Source organism: Pseudomonas syringae group sp. 243L2, from assembly GCF_032587875.1.
Lineage (GTDB): Bacteria > Pseudomonadota > Gammaproteobacteria > Pseudomonadales > Pseudomonadaceae > Aquipseudomonas > Aquipseudomonas amygdali.
The window spans coordinates 400,703-421,617 of the sequence record NZ_JAWHPL010000040.1; the positions used below are offsets into that span (position 1 = coordinate 400,703).

Below are 20,915 nucleotides of genomic sequence, written 5' to 3' on the forward strand. Positions count from 1 at the left end.
GCTCAGTGCTGGCGCGGGCTGGATGCTGCCAGGTCAGACAGTAAAGCGACTCACCAGCAATTGAAGATGGTTGCCAAGTCTTGCCAGTTCGACACTGGACGCCGCGGTCTCTTCGCTGGCCGCAGACGTCTGTTCGGACACATCGCGGACATTGATGATGCTGCGGTTGATCTCTTCGGCGGTCGCGCTCTGTTCCTCGGCGGCCGCTGCAATCTGCTGGTTCATTGCCTGGATAGCCGAGACGGTTTTGGTGATGTTTTCCAATGAGCCACCGGCCCGACGTGTCAGCTCAACGCTACTGGTGCTCAGTTCCCGGCTGCTGTCCATGACGGTTGCGGCCTGCTGTGTGCCGCTTTGCAGACGGGCGATCAGCGCTTCGATCTCTTCGGTAGACTTTTGCGTGCGCTGCGCCAGGCTGCGCACTTCATCGGCGACCACGGCAAAGCCCCGACCCGCTTCACCGGCGCGGGCGGCCTCGATGGCGGCGTTCAGCGCCAGCAGGTTGGTCTGTTCCGCGACCGACTTGATGACGTCCAGCACGCTGCCGATCTTGTCGCTTTCCTGTTTCAGAGCGCCCATGGCTTCGCTGGAATTGCCCACTGCAGAAGCCAGGCGCTCGATTTGCGCAATGGCTTCGTTGACCACTCGCTCACCATCACGGGCCTGCTGGTCGGCGGCGACGGCTGCTTCAGAGGCTTCTTCGGCGTTGCGCGCGACTTCCTGAACGGTCGCAGTCATTTCATGCATGGCGGTGGCGACCTGATCGGTCTCGACCTTCTGGCTGTTGACCCCGGCACTGGTCTGTTCGGTCACTGCCGAGAGTTCTTCCGCTGCGCTGGCGATCTGGGTCACGCCATCGCGAATTCCGCCCACCAGCTCGCGCAGGCTGACGGTCATGCGCTGGATCGTGCTTTGCAGCTTGCCCAACTCGTCCTTGCGGTCGACCCGCAGGTTGCGACTCAGGTCGCCGGAAGCAACCCGCTCCACCACTTCAAGGGTTTCCTGGAGGGGCGTTGTAATCTGACGAGTGATTACCCAGGCTGCCAGAATGCTGATCACCAAGGCCAGAGCGGTGGCCACCGCGATCATAAAAACAGATTTTTCGCTGTCTGCGTCGCGGCTTTTGTTCTGCCTGGCGATCATGTCATCGCTGGTGGTCAGCATCTTGGTGCCCAGTGCCGTCATTTTCTCCAGCGCGGCCTTGCTGGCGGCTTGCGTGTCCCGATACTGGCCTACTGCAGCGCGGTAGCCGTTGAGCCCGACAACGGCCTGCTGCAGCAACGGCAGGTACTCGGAGGAAATGTCACCGGCCAGGGTATTGATCCCGGTAATGGCTTCATCAATGGCCTGGTTGGCGTTCTTTTCGAAATCCGGACGGCCGCTGTAGGTGTAACCGCGAACCTGGAAGCGCGCCTGCTGAATCAGCTTGCTGACGCCGACGATGCCGTTAAAGGCGAGGATGTTGTCTGCCTTGAGCAGCTCGGCTTCAACCTTGTTTGCCTGATCCACCGCCTTGTCAGCATTGTCGCCCATCTGGCTGCGGCTGATCTCGCGAGCATCGATAGCTTTGGTCATGTCAGCGAAAGACTGGCGGTATTCGCGAGCGGACTGAATCTGACCGTCGAGTGACTGGATGTTTTCGGGCGAGCGCAGCAGATTTCGCGCGTGCACCAGTGCGGCATCAAGTTGATCCAGGGTCTTTCTGACTTCGGCCGCGCTTTCTGCGTTGAACAGGTCTTCGTAACGGGTGCGGTCGATGCGTAGCTGGAGCGTCAGCTCGTTGATTTTTGCAATCGCTGTGACACGATCTCCACGATCGATCAGTGCCTGGTTGCTGAACCAGCCTGTGGCCGAGATCATCAGGGTCATTAGCATGACCAGACCAAAGCCTATTCCCAATTTCAGGCTGACACTCGCATTGGCGAGACGTTGAGATAACCCACGAGACATGACCACTCCTTAGCTGTCTGTTCTTTTATGAATGCACTTACATCGGCAGCGCATCAACTAACTGAAGCGGCCTGGTTGATGTAACAGAGTCTAGAACAGACGAGCGAGAAGGGCAGTTACAGCGGTTTCGACGCGCAGAATGCGCTCGCCAAGTTGCACGGGCTGCAAGCCGGATTGTCGCAACAAGTCGACTTCATAAGGGATCCAGCCGCCTTCGGGGCCGATAGCCAGCGTGACAGGCTGGGTAACCGCGCGCGGGCAGGCAGGCAAGTCACCGGGGTGGCCGACCAGGCCCAGGGTGCCTGCAGCCATGTGCGGCAAACGGTCTTCAACGAACGGCTTGAAGCGCTTTTCGATGATGACTTCCGGCAGCACAGAATCGCGCGCTTGCTCCAGCCCCAGAATCAATTGCTCGCGAATGGCCTCGGGCTCCAGAAATGGCGTCTGCCAGAAGCTTTTTTCTACCCGGTAGCTGTTCAGCAGGATGACTTTCGGCACCCCCATGGTCGCGATGGTCTGGAACACCCGGCGGAGCATCTTGGGGCGTGGCAGTGCCAGCAACAGGGTGATGGGCAGTTTTTCCGGCGGGGCGCTATCCAGCGAAACACGCAGCTCTGCTTCATGAGGTTCAAGGCGCAGCAGTTCGGCGCTGCCCAGCAGGCCATTAATGCGGCCGACGCGCAGACTGTCGCCGATCTCTGCACGATGCACCTCCTGCATGTGCTTCAAGCGGCGGTCACGCAGGACCACCCGGTCAGCCGCAATGAAATCGGCTTCCTCAAGCAACAGCAGGTTCACGGTGTGGTCGCGGGCGGCTGATCCTGCTTGTCAGCGTCCTCGGCCTGATCGTCCGGATGTTCGCCACGCTTCTTGATCATCGTGCTGCACAGTACGCCCAGCTCGAAGAGCAGCCACATTGGCACCGCCAGCAGCGTCTGCGAGAAGATGTCCGGCGGCGTCAGGATCATGCCGACCACGAAGCAGCCGATGATCACGTAAGGGCGGATCTTCTTCAGGTATTTGACGTCGACGATGCCGATCCACACCAGCAACACCACGGCCACCGGGATTTCGAAGGCCACGCCGAAGGCGAAGAACAGCGTCATCACAAAGTCCAGATAACTGGCGATGTCGGTCATCATCGACACGCCTTCCGGTGTAACGCTGGCGAAGAAGTGGAAAATCAGCGGGAAGACCAAAAAGTACGCGAAGGCCATGCCTGCGTAGAACAGGATGATGCTCGACACCAGCAATGGCACTGCAACGCGCTTCTCGTGCTTGTACAGGCCCGGCGCGATAAAGCCCCAGATCTGGTGCAGGATGACCGGCATGGACAGAAACAGCGCGACCATCATGGTCAGCTTGAACGGCGTGATGAACGGCGAGGCCACGTCGGTGGCGATCATCGTCGCGCCTTCAGGCAGGTAGACGCGCAGCGGGGCCGAAACCAGCGTGTAGATCTTCTGGGTGAAGTAAAACAGACCGGCAAAAATCAGGAACACTGCCGCGACACAACGCAACAGACGTGTACGCAGCTCGGTGAGGTGCGAGATCAGCGGCATTTGCTGATCGTTTTCCGGGATATCAGCGCTCATGGTGCTCGCGGTGGCAATGACGAATCGTGGGCGGGAGGCGTCGGGACCGGTGTGCCGACATCGACAGGCTTCGCGGTTTTCTCCAGCGACAGTGCGGGTTTCGGTGCCGCAGGTTCCGCCGGGCCGAGCGTGTTGTGACCGGTATTGGCGGCGTCGGCCTGCACCGAGGCCGGCTGCGGGCTAACCGGCTCGTAAGTGGTCTCGGGGTGCTGATTCTGCGCGAACATTTTGCGCGCTTCGTCTTCCAGCGAAATAATGTGCTCGTTGTGCAGCTGCCGACGAATTTCGTCGGCCCCGATTTCACGTTCAACTTCCTGTTTGATCGCATTGAAGCTGCGCTTCAACCGGCCGATCCATAAGCCTGCGGTGCGTGCCGCACCCGGCAGGCGCTCTGGGCCCAGTACCAGCAAGGCAACCAGGCCGACAAGCAGCAGTTCAGAGAAGCTGATACCGAACATGGGCTTAAACCTGGTCTTTGCGGATCGGCTCGTCGACTTTGTGCGCCTGCGCGTCGATGGTATGCGGCTGATTCAATGGCGAACCCTGAGGGGCAGCCTGTGCCTGCTGTGGCTGAGGTGCAGGCTGTTCTGCTGGCTTGTCATCGTCATTCATCGCCTTGCGAAAGCCCTTGATCGATTCGCCGACGTCGCTGCCCAGACCCTTGAGTTTCTTGGTCCCGAAAACCAGTACCACGACGATCAGGATGACGATCCAGTGTTTCCAGTCAAAAATACCCATGAAACAGTCCTCGTAAAAGATTTCAAGCTTGAAAGGGGTGAGCGTTATTCTGCCGTGCGAGCGGCTTTTTCCGCGTGGCCGGACAGGCCGAATCGGCGGTCCAGTTCATCGAGCACGGCTTGTGGGTGCTGACCCAGCGCTGCGAGCATCACCATGCTATGAAACCACAGGTCAGCGGTTTCATAGATCACGTCGCTGCAATCTCCGCTGACTGCAGCGTCCTTGGCAGCGATGATGGTCTCGATCGATTCTTCACCGAGCTTTTCCAGAATCTTGTTCAGGCCCTTGTGATACAGGCTGGCGACGTAGGAACTGTCGGCAGCGGCGTCCTTGCGTGATTCCAGCACCTCGGCCAGACGGGACAACGTATCAGTCATGTTCAGTGGCCTGCTGAGTAAATAGCGTCAGGATCTTTCAAAACCGGGTCGACGGTCTTCCAGCCTGAGTTTTCGTACACTCGGTAAAAGCAACTTTCGCGGCCGGTGTGGCACGCGATACCGCCGATCTGCTCGACCATCAGGATAATGACATCGGCATCACAGTCCAGGCGCAGTTCGTGCAGCTTTTGCACGTGACCTGATTCTTCACCTTTACGCCAGAGTTTGCCACGCGAACGCGACCAATAGATGGCACGATTCTCCGACGCCGTCAGGCTCAGGGCTTCGCGGTTCATCCAGGCCATCATCAATACTCGACCGGTCTTGTGATCCTGAGCGATTGCAGGCACCAGACCGTCGCTGTTCCAGTGAATCTCGTCCAGCCAGTCTTTCATATCTACTCCGGCAGCCGGCTTTCATGCCCGGCGGATTGAACAGTGTGCCAGCGCCATACGCTGCTGGCTATCGGCGAACGATCAGATACAGCCCGGCAATCAGCATGATCGCCGCTGGCCAGGCGGTGAGCGTCAGCAGCTGCGTAGCTGCCTCGCTCATCACCCAGCCCTGTATCGCGCCACCTACCAGCAACGCTGCACCGATAAGCCGCAGGACCGGCTCGTCCTTGCGTTCGTGCCAGGGACGGGGCGGATCCGAAGCGTGCGGGCGAGACATGCGCTCCAGCAAATCGCGGGTCATGCCCGCGATATGCGGCAGTTGCTCGACCTGTGACTGCAGATTGCCAAGCAGGGTTTTCGGGCTGACCCGTTCACGCATCCAGCGCTCCAGATAAGGCTGCGCGGTGCTCCACAGGTCCAGATCAGGGTACAACTGACGACCCAGCCCCTCGATATTGAGCAGGGTCTTTTGCAGCAGAACCAATTGCGGCTGGACTTCCATATTGAAGCGGCGCGCGGTTTGAAACAGGCGCATCAGCACCTGACCAAAGGAAATATCCTTGAGCGGCTTCTCGAAAATCGGCTCGCAGACCGTGCGGATTGCAGCTTCGAATTCATTGAGCTTGGTTTCTGCCGGCACCCAGCCCGAATCAATGTGCAGCTGCGCAACCCGACGATAATCACGCTTGAAGAAGGCAAACAGGTTACGGGCCAGATAATCCTGATCTTCCGGCGTCAGGCTGCCGACGATGCCGCAGTCGATGGCAATGTATTTCGGGCTCCACGGGTTGACCGTGCTGACGAAAATATTGCCGGGGTGCATGTCGGCGTGGAAGAAACTGTCGCGAAATATCTGGGTGAAGAAGATTTCCACGCCGCGCTCGGCCAGCAGTTTCATGTCGGTACGCTGGTCGGCCAGCCCGGCCATATCGGTGACCTGCAGGCCGTAGATACGCTCCATGACCAGCACTTTGGGGCGGCACCAGTCCCAGTAGACTTGTGGCACGTAGAGCAGGTCCGAGCCTTCGAAGTTGCGACGCAACTGGCTGGAGTTGGCGGCTTCACGCAGCAGGTCCAGCTCGTCGTAGATGGTTTTTTCGTAATCCATCACCACCTGCACCGGGTGCAGCAGGCGTGCATCGGCTGACACGCGCTCGGCCATGCGGGCAAGGATGAACAGCCACGCGAGGTCCTGGCCAATAACCGGCTTGAGGCCTGGGCGTACCACTTTCACCACGACTTCTTCGCCGGTCTTCAAACAGGCGGCATGCACCTGGGCGACCGAAGCAGATGCCAGCGGGGTTTCGTCAAAGCGACTGAAGACGTCGCAGATACGTGCGCCCAGTTGTTCTTCGATGAGATTGATGGCCACCTGCTGGTCGAACGGCGGCACGCGGTCCTGCAGCAGCATCAGTTCGTCGGCGATGTCTTCGGGCAGCAAGTCGCGCCGGGTAGACAGCAGTTGCCCGAACTTGATGAAAATCGGCCCCAGGTCCTGCAATGCCAGACGAAAGCGTACACCACGGCTCAGCTCGGATTTGCGCCGTGGCAGCCAGCGCCAGGGCAGCACGAAACGCACCGCGAGCATCCACCAGGGCAGGGGCAGGGCGAACAACAGGTCATCAAGGCGATAGCGGATAACGACACGTTGAATGCGAAACAAACGGCGGACGGCAAGCAGCTTCATGCGTTATCGCTGGTATTGAGGGAGTGGGCGAGGCGGGCAAAGCGCGCCTCAAGACGGTCCAGATCGAGTTTGATCTGATCGAGTTCGGCGAATCGTGCTTCAGCTTCGTGCTTACCCACCAGCGTACGCGATTCTTCGCTGAGGTAGTCGGCAACGTTCTGGCTGAGGCTGGTGAAACTTTCACGTGTCCAGCGTCCACTGTTGCGCAGTCGGCTGCTGAACAGCTGACTGGCCACCGGGCCGACCCAGTTGGACAGTTCGTGTTCCCAGTCCAGTTCCAGGTCCTGAAGAATGCCGACCAGTTCCAGCAGTACGCCACTGTCACCGTCCAGCTCGACGTCGGGGCCATGCAGCACAGCGGTCTTGTCCTTGCTCAGGGCCAGACGCAGCAGGCTGGAGGCTGGCGCACGCAAGGTGCAGTCGGCGTCGGCAGCCCAGTCTGCTGCCAGCAGCAGGCCTTCGTCACTGGGCAGGATGAAGATTTTCAGAGACGGATCGCGACAGTCCACGGCAATGACATGCCCGGACAGGCGCGCCATACGCGGTAGCGCGGTGCTGTCCAGGCGCAACACGCGATTGATGCCGTGCTCGATACTGGCGAGCAGCCCCCGAAGCAACATCAGGGTTTGATACCGCGATGCAAAGCCACGACGCCCGCCGTCATGTTGTGGTAGGTCACACGGTCAAAACCGGCTTCGACCATCATCGACTTGAGGGTTTCCTGGTTGGGGTGCATGCGGATCGATTCGGCCAGATAGCGGTAGCTTTCCGAGTCATTGGTGACCAGTTTGCCCATCAACGGCATGAACGCGAACGAATAGGCGTCATAGGCCTTGGACATGAGCTTGTTGGTCGGCTTGGAAAACTCCAGCACCAGCAGGCGTCCACCGGGCTTGAGCACGCGCAGCATGGAACGCAGAGCGTCTTCCTTGTGCGTCACGTTGCGCAGGCCGAAGGCGATGGTCACGCAGTCGAAATGGTTGTCCGGGAACGGCAGCTTCTCGGCGTCGGCCTGGACGAACTCGACGTTGCCCGACACGCCAAGGTCCAGCAGGCGGTCACGGCCGACCTTGAGCATGGAGGCGTTGATGTCAGCCAGAACCACTTGCCCGGTCGGGCCGACCAGGTTCGAGAACTTACGGGTCAGGTCGCCCGTGCCGCCGGCAATGTCGAGCACGCGGTTGCCGGTACGAACGCCTGAAAGCTCGATTGCAAAACGCTTCCACAGACGATGCATGCCACCGGACAGCAGGTCGTTCATCAGGTCGTATTTGGCTGCAACCGAATGGAAAACCTCAGCGACTTTTTCTGCCTTCTGGCTTTCCGGTACATTTTTGTAACCGAAGTGAGTCGTAGGTTCGGCATCGCTGCCTTTGCGCTGATCGTTCATATCGCTTCACCGGAATAGAGTGCGGGTCATTCTAATCGCCAGGGCCGGCTTTGTCTTGACAAGGCTCACCGGCAACGCTTTCTTGGATGCAGACGGCTGTATATAGTTGCGCCGCATTTCATCTGATCATCAAGGAAGCCTGCATGGCCAAGATAACCGTTGAACGCCCGCACGCACTGGGCCGGGAAAAGGCTCGCGAGAGGGCCGAGCAACTGGTCGAGAAGCTTTCCGACAAATACGGACTGGCGCACGAATGGGCAGGCGATACCGTAAAACTGGAAGGCAAGGGGGCCAAGGGCAAGGTTGAAGTCGAAGACGCGTTGATCCGTATCAACATCGAGCTGAACTTCATCCTGTCGGCCATGAGCGGCTCCATCAAGACTGAAGTCGAGCGCGTCCTGGATAAAGCACTGGCCGCCTGAGCATTCGCCCTAGGGTGAGCATTCTAATTTTTCTCCGTAACGTTGTGCTTATGCCCATAGCTGGGCGGTTCCTTCAACTTTCGAGCATGAGGTGCACCATGGCCAGAGCGAACACGAAGAAAAACATCGAAGACCAGCAATCCTCCACGCTTTCCGACGTCAGGCTGTATGCCCGCAAGATCTGGCTGGCCGGTCTGGGGGCCTATTCCAGGGTCAACGAGGAAGGCACACAGTACGTCAGGGACTTGATCAGGACTGGCGAGCAGGCCGAAAAGGAAGTCGTCAAAACGGTCGATGAAAAGCGTCTTGCGGCCAACGGCGAAATCGACTCGGTCAAGGGCGAAGTGTCTTACGCCAAAGGTCGTGTCGAGGCGCAACTCGGCAGAATCGAGAGTGCTTTCGACCGTCGCGTCGCAAAAGCCTTGAACCGCATCGCAATCCCGTCTAAACATGATGTTGACACGCTCTCTGCCAGGCTCGACGAGCTGACGGCATTGCTTGAACGTGTCGTGCCTAAAAAGCTTGGACGCTCCGGGTCGAAACGATTCGAACGTTCAGAGTCTGGACAATAAGGAGAGCAGGATGGCTGGCAAGAAAAAAACCGACAAAGACGGCAGCTCATGGATTGGTGAGGTCGAGAAATACTCTCGCCAGATCTGGCTGGCGGGCCTGGGCGCTTATTCCAAGATAAGCAATGACGGCAGCAAGCTTTTCGAGACACTGGTCAAAGACGGCGAGAAAGCCGAGAAGCAGACCAAGGTCGAGGCGCAGAAGCAGCTCGATGAGGTCAAGGACACCGCCAAGACCGCGAAATCGCGGGTCGGTGATGTGAAAGACCTCGCGGTGGGTAAATGGAATGAGCTGGAAGGGGCCTTCGACAAGCGCCTGAACAGTGCCATTTCGCGTTTGGGCGTGCCGAGCCGCAATGAAGTTCAGGCGCTGCACAGCAAGGTCGACCAACTGACCCGGCAGATCGAGCTGTTGACGGGTGAGAAAGCCAAACCGGTCGCTTCGCGTGCTGCTGCGGCTAAACCTGCACCGAAAACTGCGGCAAAACCTTTGGTCAAGGCTGCGGCTAAAACCGTCGCCAAAACAGCGGATAAAACGGCGCAGAAAACCGCAGCGGCCAAACCAGCAGTCAAGAAAGCTGCGGCCAAACCGGTCGATGCAGCCAGCAAGGCCGCTGCTGCCACCGCCAGCAAGGCGAAGGCAGTTGCCAAACCGGCCGCGGCGAAGAAGCCAGCAGCCAGAAAACCGGCTGCCAAGCCTGCCGCCAAGCCCGCTGCATCGGCGGCTCCGGCAACCGGTTCGGCCCCCGCTGCATCAGCCCCGAGCGCTGCACCGGCAACACCCGCCAGCCAGTCCTGACAACCGGCTGCAACATCGAAGCCCGGTCTGCCAAGCAGGCCGGGCTTTTTTGATATCCCCGAACACCGCCTGTTCCAATGCTTCTGGCCGAAGGCCGTGGGAGCGAACTCAATTATCGTGCGACGCTCCGCGTCGGCATGCCGTTCTGGACGCTCCGCGTCCGGTCTTGAGCATGCGGCGTGGCGCAGAGTTGTGACGCAGAGCGTCACCCAAGGCATTCCCACGCTGGAGCGTGAGGAACGATAGAGGTGTGGGCTGGAGCGTGAGGAGCGCTAACGTTAACTTTCTTATCGTGCCCAGGTTTACCTACCCAGATACTCCATCGCCAACTGTTCGGCAGCCTGCCTCGAGGTGGGCAGCAGGTGTGGGGTCACGAGCATCATGATCTGGTAGACCACCACCCGCACATCACCCTCGCGGCCCAGAATGCGTTGGTAATCCAGCGAAAACAGCAGGTTCATGGTGATCTGCTCCACCAGTTGCCCCAGCGCCTGGGTTTCGCTGACCAGTTGCCCCCGCGATTTCAAACGGGCCAGCAGTGACGCGAGGGTTTTCTTGATCGAGTTGAGCAGGTTGCGAATGCCGCGGGCCAGCTTTGGCAACCTTCCGGCGAGGTTGGACAGGTCTTGAAACAGGAAACGATAGTGCGATAACCGCTCGACAATCAGGTGCAGAAACATCCAGTAGTCTTCGGCCTCAAGCCTGGCATCCGAAGGCGGATCGAGCAGGGGTGCCAGCTCTGCCTGGAACCGCTCGAAAAGACTCAGAATCAACGGCTCCTTGCCATGAAAGTGGTAATACAGATTGCCGGGGCTGATACCCATTTCATTGGCGATTTCCAGCGTGGAAACATTGGGCTCGCCCTGCTGGTTGAACAACGTCAAGGCACATTCAAGGATACGGTCGCGGGTTTTCATCCAGTCTTCTTGTTCAAGAGTCAAAGGGCCGGCTTTGTCTGATCGGGCAGGGCGCAATCCAGCGTTTCAGCGCACATGCACATAAGTCCCGGGCGCAGCCTCCATTGGCGGGTAAGTGGCGTTGCCCAGCTCCGTCCTGGTGTCGTGCTCGGCCCCGGAATGCTCCTGAATCCACTTCAGCCAGTTCGGCCACCAGCTGCCATCATGATGCTGCGCGTCGTAGTACCAGGCGCGCGGGTCGCTGCTCAGCTTGCTGTTCTCGACATAGTTGGCTTTCGGGTTGCCCGGCGGGTTGAGAATGCTCTGCACATGGCCGCTGTTGGACAGCACGAAGCGCCGCTCACCGCCCAATAGCAGCGTAGAGCGGTACACCGCGTCCCATGGCGTGATGTGGTCGTTGATGCCAGCGATGCTGAAACTGTCCACCGTGACTTTCTGCAGGTCGATGGGTGTCCCGCAGACCTCCAGGCCACCCGGATGGCTGAGCGGGTTGTGCTTGAAGAAGTCCAGCAGATCACCGTGCAACGCAGCGGGTAGGCGCGTGGTGTCGTTGTTCCAGTAAAGAATGTCGAACGGCGGTGGCGATTTGCCCAGCAGGTAATTGTTGATCCAGTAAGTCCAGATCAGGTCATTGGGGCGCATCCAGGAAAACACCCGATTCATCTCGCTGCCCTCCAGTACGCCGCGCTGATAGGAGCGGCGCTTTGCAGCTTCAAGGGTTTGCTCGTCGATAAACAGCGTGGCGGGGCTTTCGATCTGGCTGTCCAGCAGGCTGACCATATAGGTTGCGCTGGCCACGCGGCGGGTTTGGCGCTTGGCCTGCAAGTGACCCAGCAACGCGGCAACGGTCAGACCTCCCGCGCAAGCGCCCACCAGATTGACCTCGCGTGCTGGGCTAATCGCCCGGCAGATATTCATCGCCTGCTCGGTCGCTTCAACATAACTGGACAGCCCCCACTCCCTATGGCGGACATCCGGGTTGCGCCAGCTGATGACAAAGGTCTGCAGGCCGTTCTTGAGCGCATATTGCACAAAGCTGTTGGTTGGGCTGAGGTCGAAGATGTAGAACTTGTTGATCTGCGGCGGCACGATCAGGACCGGTCGGCTGAACTGCTTTTCGCTCATCGGCCGATACTGGATCAGCTCGAACATTTCGTTGCGAAACACCACCGCACCGGGCGTGGTCGCTACGGTTCGGCCTACCTCAAAAGCGTCTTTGGTGGTCTGGCTGGGTAGCCCACTGTTGTGCAACAGATCATCGGCCATGTGGCTCAGGCCCTTGATCAGGCTGGTGCCACCCGAGTTGAACAGCTCTTTGACGGCCTGCGGGTTGAGCAGCGTATTGGAAGGGGCCAGCGCATCGTTGATCAGTGTGAACAGAAAGTGCGCGCGCGCCCGGTCTTCTGTGGACATATCGCTGTCATCAATCCACTGCCTGACCTGATGCTGGCAGCTGAGATACACCTGCAAACCCCGGCGATAAAGCGGGTTGAGACTCCAGGTCGGGTCAGCGAAGCGGGGGTCTTTGGGATTGTGCGGATAGGGTGTTTCGCCCAGCACCACCACCTGCCCCAACTGCTTGCCCAGCGCCAGCGCGTGGCGAGCGCTGCGAAACGGGTGCCGCAAACCCTGGGCTGCGACGTTGCGCAAGGTAGAAAACAGGTCTCGCCCGCGCAGGCCGGTGATGGCGCTCTGCGCGTTGATGAAGTTTGTGGGTGCAGCGCTGGCAACCTTCGCCGATTTTTCTTGCATGAGGGCAACACTCCTTCGTCAGGCAACTCATGGGTTGGCGCCAGTCCGCTTGCGAAGGGGCTGGCGTCGTTCTGCGCGGTTGAAACTCCAGTGTGTTGCGCAGTGGGTGACGCTGTTTCTCTCGGGCTGTTCACATTAACGGGCGTGCTGGCGCTATCAGCGCGTTCTGGGCGGCGTTGGCTGCGGGTGCATGACTGCGCGCTGCCGTTCCTGTTGCAGAAAACCCATGATGATCGGTGCCACGGCTTCGGCACGCGTGATCAGGAACAAATGCCCGTCATCGATGATGTGTAGCTGGGCATTGGGTATTCGCCAGGCCAACAGGCGCATATTCACCAGCGGAATCAGCGGGTCGTCATCACCGGCCAGAACCAGAGTCGGCTGGTGAACCTTGTGCAGCCAGTGAATGCTGGTCCAGCCCATGCCCGCGAACAATTGCCAGTAATAGCCCAGCTTGCCGGACGAGCGCACCTTGGCAGCATGATTGGCCGCCAGATTGGGGTCACGTCGAAACGCCCCGCCATAGATCTCCGGCGCGATACGGATCACATGCGACGGCTGAATGTAGCGACGCGGGCTGGCCATCAACCACAGCACCCGAGGCTTGCCCGGCACCATCGCCATGCCTGCCGACGTGGCGGCCAGCACCAGTTTCTTGCAGCGCTCCGGGTAGTCATGAGCGAACTGCTGGGCCAGCGCCCCGCCCCACGAAACACCGATCGCATTGACCTGCCCGTAGTTGAGGTAATCGAGCATGCGCGCTGCGAGCTTGGCCAGCCCCGGAAAGCGATAAGGCCGATTGGGTGTCGACGAACCACCGACCCCCGGCACATCGAACGCGATGACTTCCAGGTCCGGATCCAGTGCTTCGACAAACGGGAACACCAGCTCCAGGTTGGCCCCGATGCCGTTGAATATCAGCAGTGGTGTCAGATGGCTCTTGCCTGGGCGCACGGCCGTACGAATTGTGTGTCCGTTCAGGTCGATGGAGCGAAAAACAAACGGTTGCGGCATGCGCTAAGCCCTGTTGATTTAACCGCCGGGAACGCACCCCGGTTTTTTTCAAGACTGACGGGTCTAACGCTCGTGAACATAGGTTCCAGGCGCTGCCTCGGCTGCCGGATAGGCTGTGTTGCCGAGCCCGGCAGGCGCCTTTTTCAACTTGCCCGAGCGCGTGGCCAGCCACTCTTGCCAGTGTAGCCACCAGGAATCGGTGTGCTTGGTCGCGTTTTCCTGCCAGGCCGCCGGGTCTGCTGGCAGCTCGTCGTGAGTCATGTAACGCGACTTGGGGTTGCCCGGCGGGTTGAGGATGCTCTGGATATGGCCGCTGCTGGAAAGTACAAACTCAGTCTTGCCACCAAACAGCCGTGCTGATTTGTAGCATGAGGCCCACGGCGTGATGTGGTCATTGGTGCCAGCCAGGCAGAACACGTCGGCTGTTACCTGCTTGAGGTCGATCGGCGTGCCGCAGACTTCCAGCGCGTTGGCGCGGGTCAGCGGGTTGTTCTTGAACATTTCGATCAGGTCGCCGTGAAAGGCGGCGGGCAGGCGTGTGGTGTCGTTGTTCCAGAACAGAATGTCGAAGACGGGCGGCTCGTTGCCCAGCAGGTAATTGTTGACCCAGTAATTCCAGATCAGGTCGTTAGGGCGCATCCAGGCAAACACCTTGGCCATGTCACGACCTTCCAGCACGCCCGCCTGATAGGAATGGCGCTTGGCGGTTTCCAAAGTCTGCTCGTCGACGAACAGCGCGACCTCGGTATCCAGCGTTGTATCGAGCACGCTGACCAGCAGGGTCATGGCGTTGACTTTCTTTTCGCCCAAGGCTGCGTAGTGGCCCAGCAGCGCCGTGCAGGTAATGCCGCCGGAGCAGGCACCCAGCATGTTGAGATCTTTGCTGCCGGTGATCGCCAGCACCACATCGACCGCTTCCTTGAGCGCCTCGATATAGGTCGACAGCCCCCATTCGCGTTGCGCCTTGGTCGGGTTGCGCCAACTGATGATGAAGGTCTGCACGTTACTGCGCAGGCAAAAGCGCGCCAGGCTTTTTTCCGGGCTCAGGTCGAAGACATAGAATTTGTTGATCTGCGGCGGGATCACCAGCAGCGGTCGCTCGTGAACCTGCTCGGTAATCGGCTTGTACTGGATCAGTTCCAGTACGTCATTGCGAAACACCACGGCCCCCTCAGTGGTGCCCAGGTTTTTGCCAACCTCAAACGCGTCCATGTTGACCTGGCTCGGCATTCCGCCGTTGTTCACCAGGTCCTTGGCCAAGTGCGACAGACCATCGAGCAGGCTTTTACCGCCGGTTTCAAAGAACCGTTTCACGGCGGCCGGGTTGGCGGCAGAGTTGGTCGGTGACATGGCCTCGGTCATGAGGTTGATCACAAAGTGCGCGCGACTGATGTCCTGTGGGGTGAGGTCACTGCCACCGATCCAGTCATGCAGTTCCTTGCGCCAGGCGAGGTAAGTCTGCAAGTAACGGCGATACAGCGGGTTCTGGCTCCAGGCCGGATCAGCGAAGCGGCGGTCATCCGGTGTTGGCTGCAAGGCAGATTTGCCGAAGATCACGTTGCCGAGTTCGACGCTCAGGTGTGCGACGTGCTTGATGCTGTGGATCGGTTGCTTGAAAGCCTGACGCAAAACCATCCGGGCAGTGCTCAGTAAATCCTTGCGCCGCAGGCCAACGACCGGGTTGAGGCCCAGGGTGTGCTCGGAAGCCTGGCGCTGCAGGTCATCGTCTTTCGCGTTACTCATCTACGACGCTCCATTGTCTTGATGCGAACACTGACATTCCTTGCCCGTGAACCAGTGACACAGGCGGTTAGCCAGCACTACTGCTCGTGTAACTCATGCCTTGCAGGCTGTTTCTCGCATCGACTTCGATGCAGGGAACTTGCCAAGGTTATTGGTTACGCGAGATTTCAAAAAATCGCAAGCAGCGTCAGCCACTCATTGGCCGCTGCACGGAACATTGAAACAAAAACGATTAGAAAGCGCGTTCTAAAACGGCGAGCGGTGAGGCTGCACGGGTTTGAATGTTCTGTGAGGATCGCGCGGGCGGGCGGTATCAGAGCATCAGCTTGATGACTTGCTCGGAGGGATCGCGGGATTTGCCGGCTTTTTTCAGCTCTTGCAGATAGTCCTCCCACAGGGACTCCTGGCGTCTTGCCAGCTCGTACAGGTACTCCCAGGTGAACAGTCCTGAGTCGTGACCATCATCAAAGGTCAATTTCAGTGCATATTGCCCTGCCGGCTCGACCTTGCTCAGACCGACGCCCAGTTTGCCGAATTGCAGGATCGGCCTGCCATGGCCCTGAACCTCGGCAGAAGGGGAATGCACCCGCAGAAATTCGGCGGGCAGATGATATTCCTCATCCGGCGCGTACTTCAGCGTCAGGGTTTTGGAAGCTTTGTGCAGCTGGATGGCGGTGGGGAGCATTGAAAGCAGCCTCAAGGAATAGCAGCTACAAGCTACAGGCAGAAGCAAAAAAGCTGCAAGAGGAGAACCTCTTGCAGCTTGTAGCTAACCGCTTGCAGCCTTAAAGGATATACCGCGAGAGGTCTTCGTTTTCGGCCAGATCGCCCAAGTGGCTGTTGACGTATTCTGCATCGATTTCAATCGGTGCTGCGTCAGGGCTGATAGCCAAATCGCCAGCGCTGAACGAGACTTCCTCAAGCAGACGCTCAAGCAGCGTGTGCAGGCGACGGGCACCGATGTTCTCGGTTTTCTCGTTGACCTGCCAGGCAATCTCGGCAAGACGCTTGATGCCTTCAGGCTTGAACTCGATCTTCAGGCCTTCGGTCTTGAGCAGCTCGCGATACTGTTCGGTCAACGACGCATGTGGCTCGCTGAGAATGCGTTCGAAGTCCTGCGGCGACAGCGCCTTGAGTTCAACGCGGATCGGCAGACGACCTTGCAGCTCGGGGACCAGATCACTTGGCTTGCTCAAATGGAACGCACCAGATGCAATGAACAGGATGTGGTCAGTCTTGACCATGCCCAGTTTGGTATTCACGGTGCAGCCTTCGATCAGCGGCAGCAGGTCGCGCTGTACGCCTTCGCGGGACACATCGACACCGCCCGAATTACCGCGCTTGGCAACCTTGTCGATCTCGTCGATGAACACGATGCCGTGTTGCTCGACCGCTTCCAGCGCCTTGGCCTTCAACTCTTCGTCATTGACCAGACGGCCCGCTTCTTCTTCGCGTACCAGCTTGAGCGCGTCCTTGACCTTGAGTTTGCGGCTCTTGGTCTTGCCTTTGCCCATGTTGGCAAACAGGCTCTGCAGCTGATTGGTCATTTCTTCCATGCCGGGTGGCGCGGAGATATCCACACCTACGGCTTCGTTGATCTCGATCTCGATTTCCTTGTCGTCCAGCTGGCCTTCGCGCAAACGCTTGCGGAACAGCTGACGGGTGTTGGAATCATTGCTTTGCGCAGGGTCTTCATTGAAACCGACACGCGCAGGCGGCAACAGGGCATCGAGAATACGGTCTTCGGCCGCGTCTTCGGCGCGATGACGGACCTTGATGATCTCCTGTTCACGCAGAAGCTTGATAGCCGCATCGGCCAGGTCGCGGATGATCGACTCTACATCACGACCTACATAGCCCACTTCGGTGAACTTGGTCGCTTCAACCTTGATGAACGGCGCATTGGCAAGCTTGGCCAGGCGACGGGCGATTTCGGTCTTGCCGACACCGGTCGGGCCGATCATCAGAATGTTCTTGGGTGTCACTTCAACGCGCAGCTCTTCAGGCAGCTGCATGCGGCGCCAGCGATTGCGCAGGGCAATGGCGACGGCGCGCTTGGCATCGTCCTGGCCGATGATATGGCGGTTAAGTTCGTGGACGATTTCGCGGGGAGTCATGGACATGGTAATTCACGGTCCTCTGGTACGGTCAAGCCGAAGGGGCCGCAGACTGTGCGGCCCGGCAAGGGCTTAGCCGACGAGGTCCTGCTCCTCAATGGTGATGTTGTGGTTGGTGAACACGCAAATGTCGCCAGCGATATGCAACGAGGTCTCGGCGATTTCGCGTGCCGACAGGTCGGTCTTGAGCAGCAGGGCGCGTGCGGCGGCCTGAGCAAATGCGCCGCCGGAGCCCATGGCGATCAGGCCGTCCTCGGGCTCGACCACATCGCCGTTGCCGGTGATGATCAGCGAGGCGTCCTTGTTGGCGACGGCCAGCATTGCTTCAAGACGGCTCAGCGAGCGATCGGTACGCCAGTCCTTGGCCAGCTCGACAGCTGCACGAACCAGATGCCCCTGGTGTTTTTCCAGCTGGGCTTCAAAGCGTTCGAACAGCGTGAATGCATCGGCGGTTGCGCCAGCGAACCCGGCGATTACTTCACCGTGATAAAGACGGCGCACCTTCTTGGCGTTGCCTTTCATGACGATGTTGCCCAGAGAAACCTGGCCGTCGCCAGCCATGACGACTTTACCGTGGCGGCGCACTGAAACGATGGTGGTCAAGGGAGAGTCTCCACACTGCGGGGCGAAAATGCCCTGATGCAAACTCATATGGGGGTGTGGGTGAGTATTTCAACCTTGGGGGTAAATCGGGGGGAAATGATCGTACGATTCTTGTCCCAACCCTTTAAGCGGACCGGACGACGCTTCTTTTGTCCGCGATCTCCCTGCTTTTATGGGAGCGAACTTGTCCGCGAGGGGCTGCGAAGCGGCCCCAGAATAGGCTGCCTCGGCTGCGCCTGATAAACCGATGCGGCTGGTTTTGCTGCCGGTTCCCGGCAGATCGCGGACAAGTCCGCTCCTACGACGACCGGGCAGAAGCTCCGTTCTTCGTACTCATCGAAACATCGCGATGAGCACGGAAACAGAGGTGCTTTGACTAACGGCTCTGACGCTGTTGCAACAACAGGTTACTAAATCCACCGCTTGCCAGTTGTTTCTGGGCGGTGGTCAGTTGTTCGCGGTTGCTGAACGGGCCGACCAGTACGCGGTACCAGGTTTCATCTTTCACAGTGCCTGACTCGACGGTAGACGTCTGGCCCAGCAGGATGATTTGCGCGCGTACCTTCTCGGCGTCAGCCTGTTTGCGGAACGAGCCCGCCTGCAGGAAGAACGTCGTGACTGCTGCCGGCTTGGTCGTGGCAACCGGTGGTGCCGGCGGAGGCGTCAGGCCGCTGAGGGCTGCCTGGGCACGTGCCGTGTCGATCTTGGCTGCCTGCTCCGGCGAGACCGGTGCGGTCGGTGCCACAGGCGGCGGGGTCTTCTCCGGCACGGCTTCGTTCGGCACGATCACTTCCGATTCCGGCAGCAATGTGTAGAAGTCGTACTTCGGCTTGACCGGAGCCGTCGGGCTCGGTGGTGTTTTATTCGCCTCGGCGATCTTCGCGGCCTTGGCGTCCGCCTTGACCCGCTTGACGTCTTCGCCGCCCGGTTCAAGCTTCATCAGAAAGACCACGAACGCGCCCACGGTCAAGCCAATCGCCAGCCACAACCATCCTGGAATCGGCTTCTTCGCGGGTGCCTGATAACGGCTGGCGCCCCGCTTGGGTGCCGGTTTCTTCTTCGCAACTGCCAACTTACATACGCTCCAGAGTTTCCAGACCCAACAGGTCCAGGCCTTGCTTGAGGGTGCGGCCGGTCAGGGCAGCCAGACGCAGACGGCTTTGCTGCTGATCGGGATTTTCCGCACCAAGGATCGGGCAGTTTTCGTAAAAGCTCGAAAACAGACCCGCAAGGTCATACAGGTAAGCACAAAGTACGTGCGGTGTGCCTTTTTCTGCGACGTTATTCAGTGTTTCAGTGAACTGCGCCAGACGTGCAGCCAGTTCCTGCTCTTGCGGTGCTGCCAGGACAATCTGCCCCTTGCTGGCGTCGAACGGCGTGCCCAGCTTGCGGAATACACCGGCCACACGGGTGTAGGCGTATAGCAGATAAGGCGCGGTATTGCCTTCGAAGCTCAGCATCTGATCGAAGTTGAAGCTGTAATCACTGGCGCGGTGCTTGGACAGGTCAGCGTATTTCACCGCGCTGATGCCCACGGCTTTGGCAATGCTGCGCAGCTCGACCTCGGCGACTTCCGGGTTCTTTTCCTTCACCAGCGTGTAGGCACGTTCTTCGGCTTCATCGAGCAGGTCGATGAGTTTGACCGTGCCGCCGTCGCGGGTCTTGAACGGGCGGCCATCGGCGCCGTTCATGGTGCCGAAACCCATGTGTTCCAGCTGCATGCCGTCGTGGACGAAACCGGCGCGGCGAGCGACTTCGAACACCTGCTGGAAGTGCAGGGCCTGACGCTGGTCGACGAAATACAGCACACGGTCGGCCTTGAGCACCTTACTGCGGTAGCGGATGGCGGCCAGATCGGTGGTGGCGTACAGGTAGCCGCCGCCGGCCTTCTGCACGATCACCGGCAGAGGCGTGTCATCGGCGGTGCGGAATTCTTCGAGGAACACACATTGCGCACCGTTGCTCTCGACCAGCAGGCCAGTGGCTTTCAGATCGTTGACCACGTTGGCCAGGTCATCGTTGTAGGCACTTTCGCCCATCACATCTGCCGGGGTCAGCTTGACGTTGAGGCGCTCATAGGTTTCCTGGCAGTGCGACAGCGAGATGTCCTTGAAGCGTGTCCACAGGGCCAGACACTCGGCATCGCCTGCCTGCAACTTGACCACCAGGCCTCGCGCCCGCTCGGCGAACTCTTCGGATTCGTCAAAGCGCTGCTTGGCGGCGCGGTAGAAGTTTTCCAGGTCGGACAGCTCGTCGCTGGTCGCCGGTTTTTCCTGCAGATAGGCCAGCAGCATGCCGAACTGGGTGCCCCAGTCGCCCACATGGTTCTGGCGAATGACTGTGTCGCCCAAAAACGTCAGAACGTTCGCCACGCCGTCGCCAATAATGGTCGAGCGCAAATGGCCTACGTGCATTTCCTTGGCCAGATTAGGTGCCGACAAATCGACGACCACGCGCTGTACAGCGCCCGCCTTGCGGACTGACAGGTGCGCGTCGGCCAGTGCAGCGTCGAGGCGTGCGGCCAGCGCCGCAGTGTTCTGGAAGAAGTTCAGAAAGCCCGGGCCGGCAATTTCGACCTTGCTGACCTGCTCGTCGGCAGGCAGGGCGGCGATCAGCTTTTCAGCCAGGTCCCGCGGCTTCATGCCGGCAGGCTTGGCGAGCATCATCGCGATATTGCTGGCGAAATCGCCGTGGGTCTTGTCACGGGCGTTTTCCACCTGAATCGCCGGCGTCAGCCCTTCTGGCAAGACGCCCTCGGTGACGAGACGGGTCAGGGCTTGTTGAATCAGCTGGCGAATGGTGTCTTTCATTGTGCTCTCTTCGACCGCAAGCGCGGTGGCGCTTCGA

22 protein-coding genes are annotated in these 20,915 nt (G+C 59.3%); 3 read left to right on the forward strand and 19 right to left on the reverse strand.

Annotation, left to right across the window (positions count from 1 at the left end):
* Positions 1–33: 33 nt before the first annotated feature.
* The 10 genes from RYB66_RS24905 to ubiE form a co-directional block, all read right to left on the reverse strand.
* A complete protein-coding gene (locus RYB66_RS24905; RefSeq protein ID WP_010194628.1) occupies positions 34–1,869 on the reverse strand; it encodes a methyl-accepting chemotaxis protein in 1,836 nt (611 codons plus the stop codon).
* A gap of 171 nt (positions 1,870–2,040) precedes the next feature.
* A complete protein-coding gene (locus RYB66_RS24910) occupies positions 2,041–2,748 on the reverse strand; it encodes a 16S rRNA (uracil(1498)-N(3))-methyltransferase (RefSeq protein WP_316895738.1) in 708 nt (235 codons plus the stop codon).
* Positions 2,745–3,545 carry a twin-arginine translocase subunit TatC gene (tatC, locus tag RYB66_RS24915; protein ID WP_316895740.1) on the reverse strand — a complete coding sequence of 267 codons (801 nt, stop codon included), beginning with the start codon at positions 3,543–3,545 and terminating at the stop codon, positions 2,745–2,747. The genes RYB66_RS24910 and tatC overlap by 4 nt, the downstream gene beginning before the upstream one ends.
* A complete protein-coding gene (tatB, locus tag RYB66_RS24920; RefSeq protein WP_316895741.1) occupies positions 3,542–4,003 on the reverse strand; it encodes a Sec-independent protein translocase protein TatB in 462 nt (153 codons plus the stop codon). Before tatB ends, tatC begins: the two co-directional genes overlap by 4 nt.
* 4 nt (positions 4,004–4,007) lie before the next feature.
* Positions 4,008–4,283, reverse strand: a complete 276-nt coding sequence (locus tag RYB66_RS24925; protein WP_002551630.1) for a twin-arginine translocase TatA/TatE family subunit — start codon at positions 4,281–4,283, stop codon at positions 4,008–4,010.
* Between the two features lie 44 nt (positions 4,284–4,327).
* Positions 4,328–4,660, reverse strand: coding sequence for a phosphoribosyl-ATP diphosphatase (locus tag RYB66_RS24930; protein WP_002551631.1), 333 nt, complete (start codon positions 4,658–4,660; stop codon positions 4,328–4,330).
* Between the two features lie 2 nt (positions 4,661–4,662).
* Positions 4,663–5,055: a phosphoribosyl-AMP cyclohydrolase gene (hisI, locus tag RYB66_RS24935; protein WP_002551632.1), complete on the reverse strand. Its 393-nt coding sequence runs from the start codon at positions 5,053–5,055 to the stop codon at positions 4,663–4,665.
* Between the two features lie 67 nt (positions 5,056–5,122).
* Positions 5,123–6,742 carry a ubiquinone biosynthesis regulatory protein kinase UbiB gene (gene ubiB / locus RYB66_RS24940; RefSeq protein ID WP_016982474.1) on the reverse strand — a complete coding sequence of 540 codons (1,620 nt, stop codon included), beginning with the start codon at positions 6,740–6,742 and terminating at the stop codon, positions 5,123–5,125.
* The gene (locus RYB66_RS24945) at positions 6,739–7,362 is read right to left on the reverse strand and encodes an SCP2 domain-containing protein (RefSeq protein WP_004654219.1); all 624 of its coding nucleotides are present in this window, start codon (positions 7,360–7,362) and stop codon (positions 6,739–6,741) included. The genes ubiB and RYB66_RS24945 overlap by 4 nt, the downstream gene beginning before the upstream one ends.
* Positions 7,362–8,132 (reverse strand): bifunctional demethylmenaquinone methyltransferase/2-methoxy-6-polyprenyl-1,4-benzoquinol methylase UbiE, encoded by a 771-nt coding sequence (gene ubiE / locus RYB66_RS24950; protein WP_002551635.1) that lies wholly within the window; start codon positions 8,130–8,132, stop codon positions 7,362–7,364. Before ubiE ends, RYB66_RS24945 begins: the two co-directional genes overlap by 1 nt.
* Positions 8,133–8,275: 143 nt before the next feature.
* On the opposite strand from ubiE, the gene RYB66_RS24955 reads away from it, so the two are divergent.
* The 3 genes from RYB66_RS24955 (at position 8,276) to RYB66_RS24965 (ending at position 9,922) form a co-directional block, all read left to right on the forward strand.
* On the forward strand, positions 8,276–8,554 hold the full coding sequence (locus RYB66_RS24955; protein WP_002551636.1) for a polyhydroxyalkanoic acid system family protein: 279 nt from the start codon (positions 8,276–8,278) through the stop codon (positions 8,552–8,554).
* 98 nt (positions 8,555–8,652) lie between these two features.
* Positions 8,653–9,126: a phasin family protein gene (locus RYB66_RS24960; protein ID WP_316895744.1), complete on the forward strand. Its 474-nt coding sequence runs from the start codon at positions 8,653–8,655 to the stop codon at positions 9,124–9,126.
* Between the two features lie 10 nt (positions 9,127–9,136).
* Positions 9,137–9,922, forward strand: a complete 786-nt coding sequence (locus RYB66_RS24965; protein WP_316895746.1) for a phasin family protein — start codon at positions 9,137–9,139, stop codon at positions 9,920–9,922.
* 302 nt (positions 9,923–10,224) lie between these two features.
* Here RYB66_RS24965 and RYB66_RS24970 read toward each other — a convergent pair whose 3' ends face one another.
* The 9 genes from RYB66_RS24970 to argS form a co-directional block, all read right to left on the reverse strand.
* Positions 10,225–10,839 (reverse strand): TetR/AcrR family transcriptional regulator, encoded by a 615-nt coding sequence (locus RYB66_RS24970; RefSeq protein WP_002551639.1) that lies wholly within the window; start codon positions 10,837–10,839, stop codon positions 10,225–10,227.
* A 66-nt stretch (positions 10,840–10,905) separates the two neighbouring features.
* A complete protein-coding gene (gene phaC, locus RYB66_RS24975; protein ID WP_316895748.1) occupies positions 10,906–12,591 on the reverse strand; it encodes a class II poly(R)-hydroxyalkanoic acid synthase in 1,686 nt (561 codons plus the stop codon).
* A gap of 156 nt (positions 12,592–12,747) precedes the next feature.
* Entirely contained in the window at positions 12,748–13,605 is an 858-nt protein-coding gene (phaZ, locus tag RYB66_RS24980; RefSeq protein ID WP_004654231.1) for a poly(3-hydroxyalkanoate) depolymerase, read from the reverse strand.
* 63 nt (positions 13,606–13,668) lie between these two features.
* Complete coding sequence (gene phaC / locus RYB66_RS24985; RefSeq protein WP_054077038.1) at positions 13,669–15,348, reverse strand: class II poly(R)-hydroxyalkanoic acid synthase; 1,680 nt, start codon at positions 15,346–15,348, stop codon at positions 13,669–13,671.
* A 313-nt stretch (positions 15,349–15,661) separates the two neighbouring features.
* Positions 15,662–16,033 (reverse strand): gamma-butyrobetaine hydroxylase-like domain-containing protein, encoded by a 372-nt coding sequence (locus RYB66_RS24990; RefSeq protein WP_002551642.1) that lies wholly within the window; start codon positions 16,031–16,033, stop codon positions 15,662–15,664.
* 100 nt (positions 16,034–16,133) lie between these two features.
* Positions 16,134–17,471, reverse strand: coding sequence for an ATP-dependent protease ATPase subunit HslU (gene hslU / locus RYB66_RS24995; RefSeq protein WP_002551643.1), 1,338 nt, complete (start codon positions 17,469–17,471; stop codon positions 16,134–16,136).
* A gap of 66 nt (positions 17,472–17,537) precedes the next feature.
* The gene (gene hslV, locus RYB66_RS25000) at positions 17,538–18,068 is read right to left on the reverse strand and encodes an ATP-dependent protease subunit HslV (protein WP_316895750.1); all 531 of its coding nucleotides are present in this window, start codon (positions 18,066–18,068) and stop codon (positions 17,538–17,540) included.
* Positions 18,069–18,444: 376 nt separating this feature from the next.
* Positions 18,445–19,140 (reverse strand): SPOR domain-containing protein, encoded by a 696-nt coding sequence (locus RYB66_RS25005; protein ID WP_002551645.1) that lies wholly within the window; start codon positions 19,138–19,140, stop codon positions 18,445–18,447.
* A gap of 1 nt (position 19,141) precedes the next feature.
* Entirely contained in the window at positions 19,142–20,878 is a 1,737-nt protein-coding gene (gene argS / locus RYB66_RS25010) for an arginine--tRNA ligase (protein ID WP_010194656.1), read from the reverse strand.
* Positions 20,879–20,915: the final 37 nt, after the last annotated feature.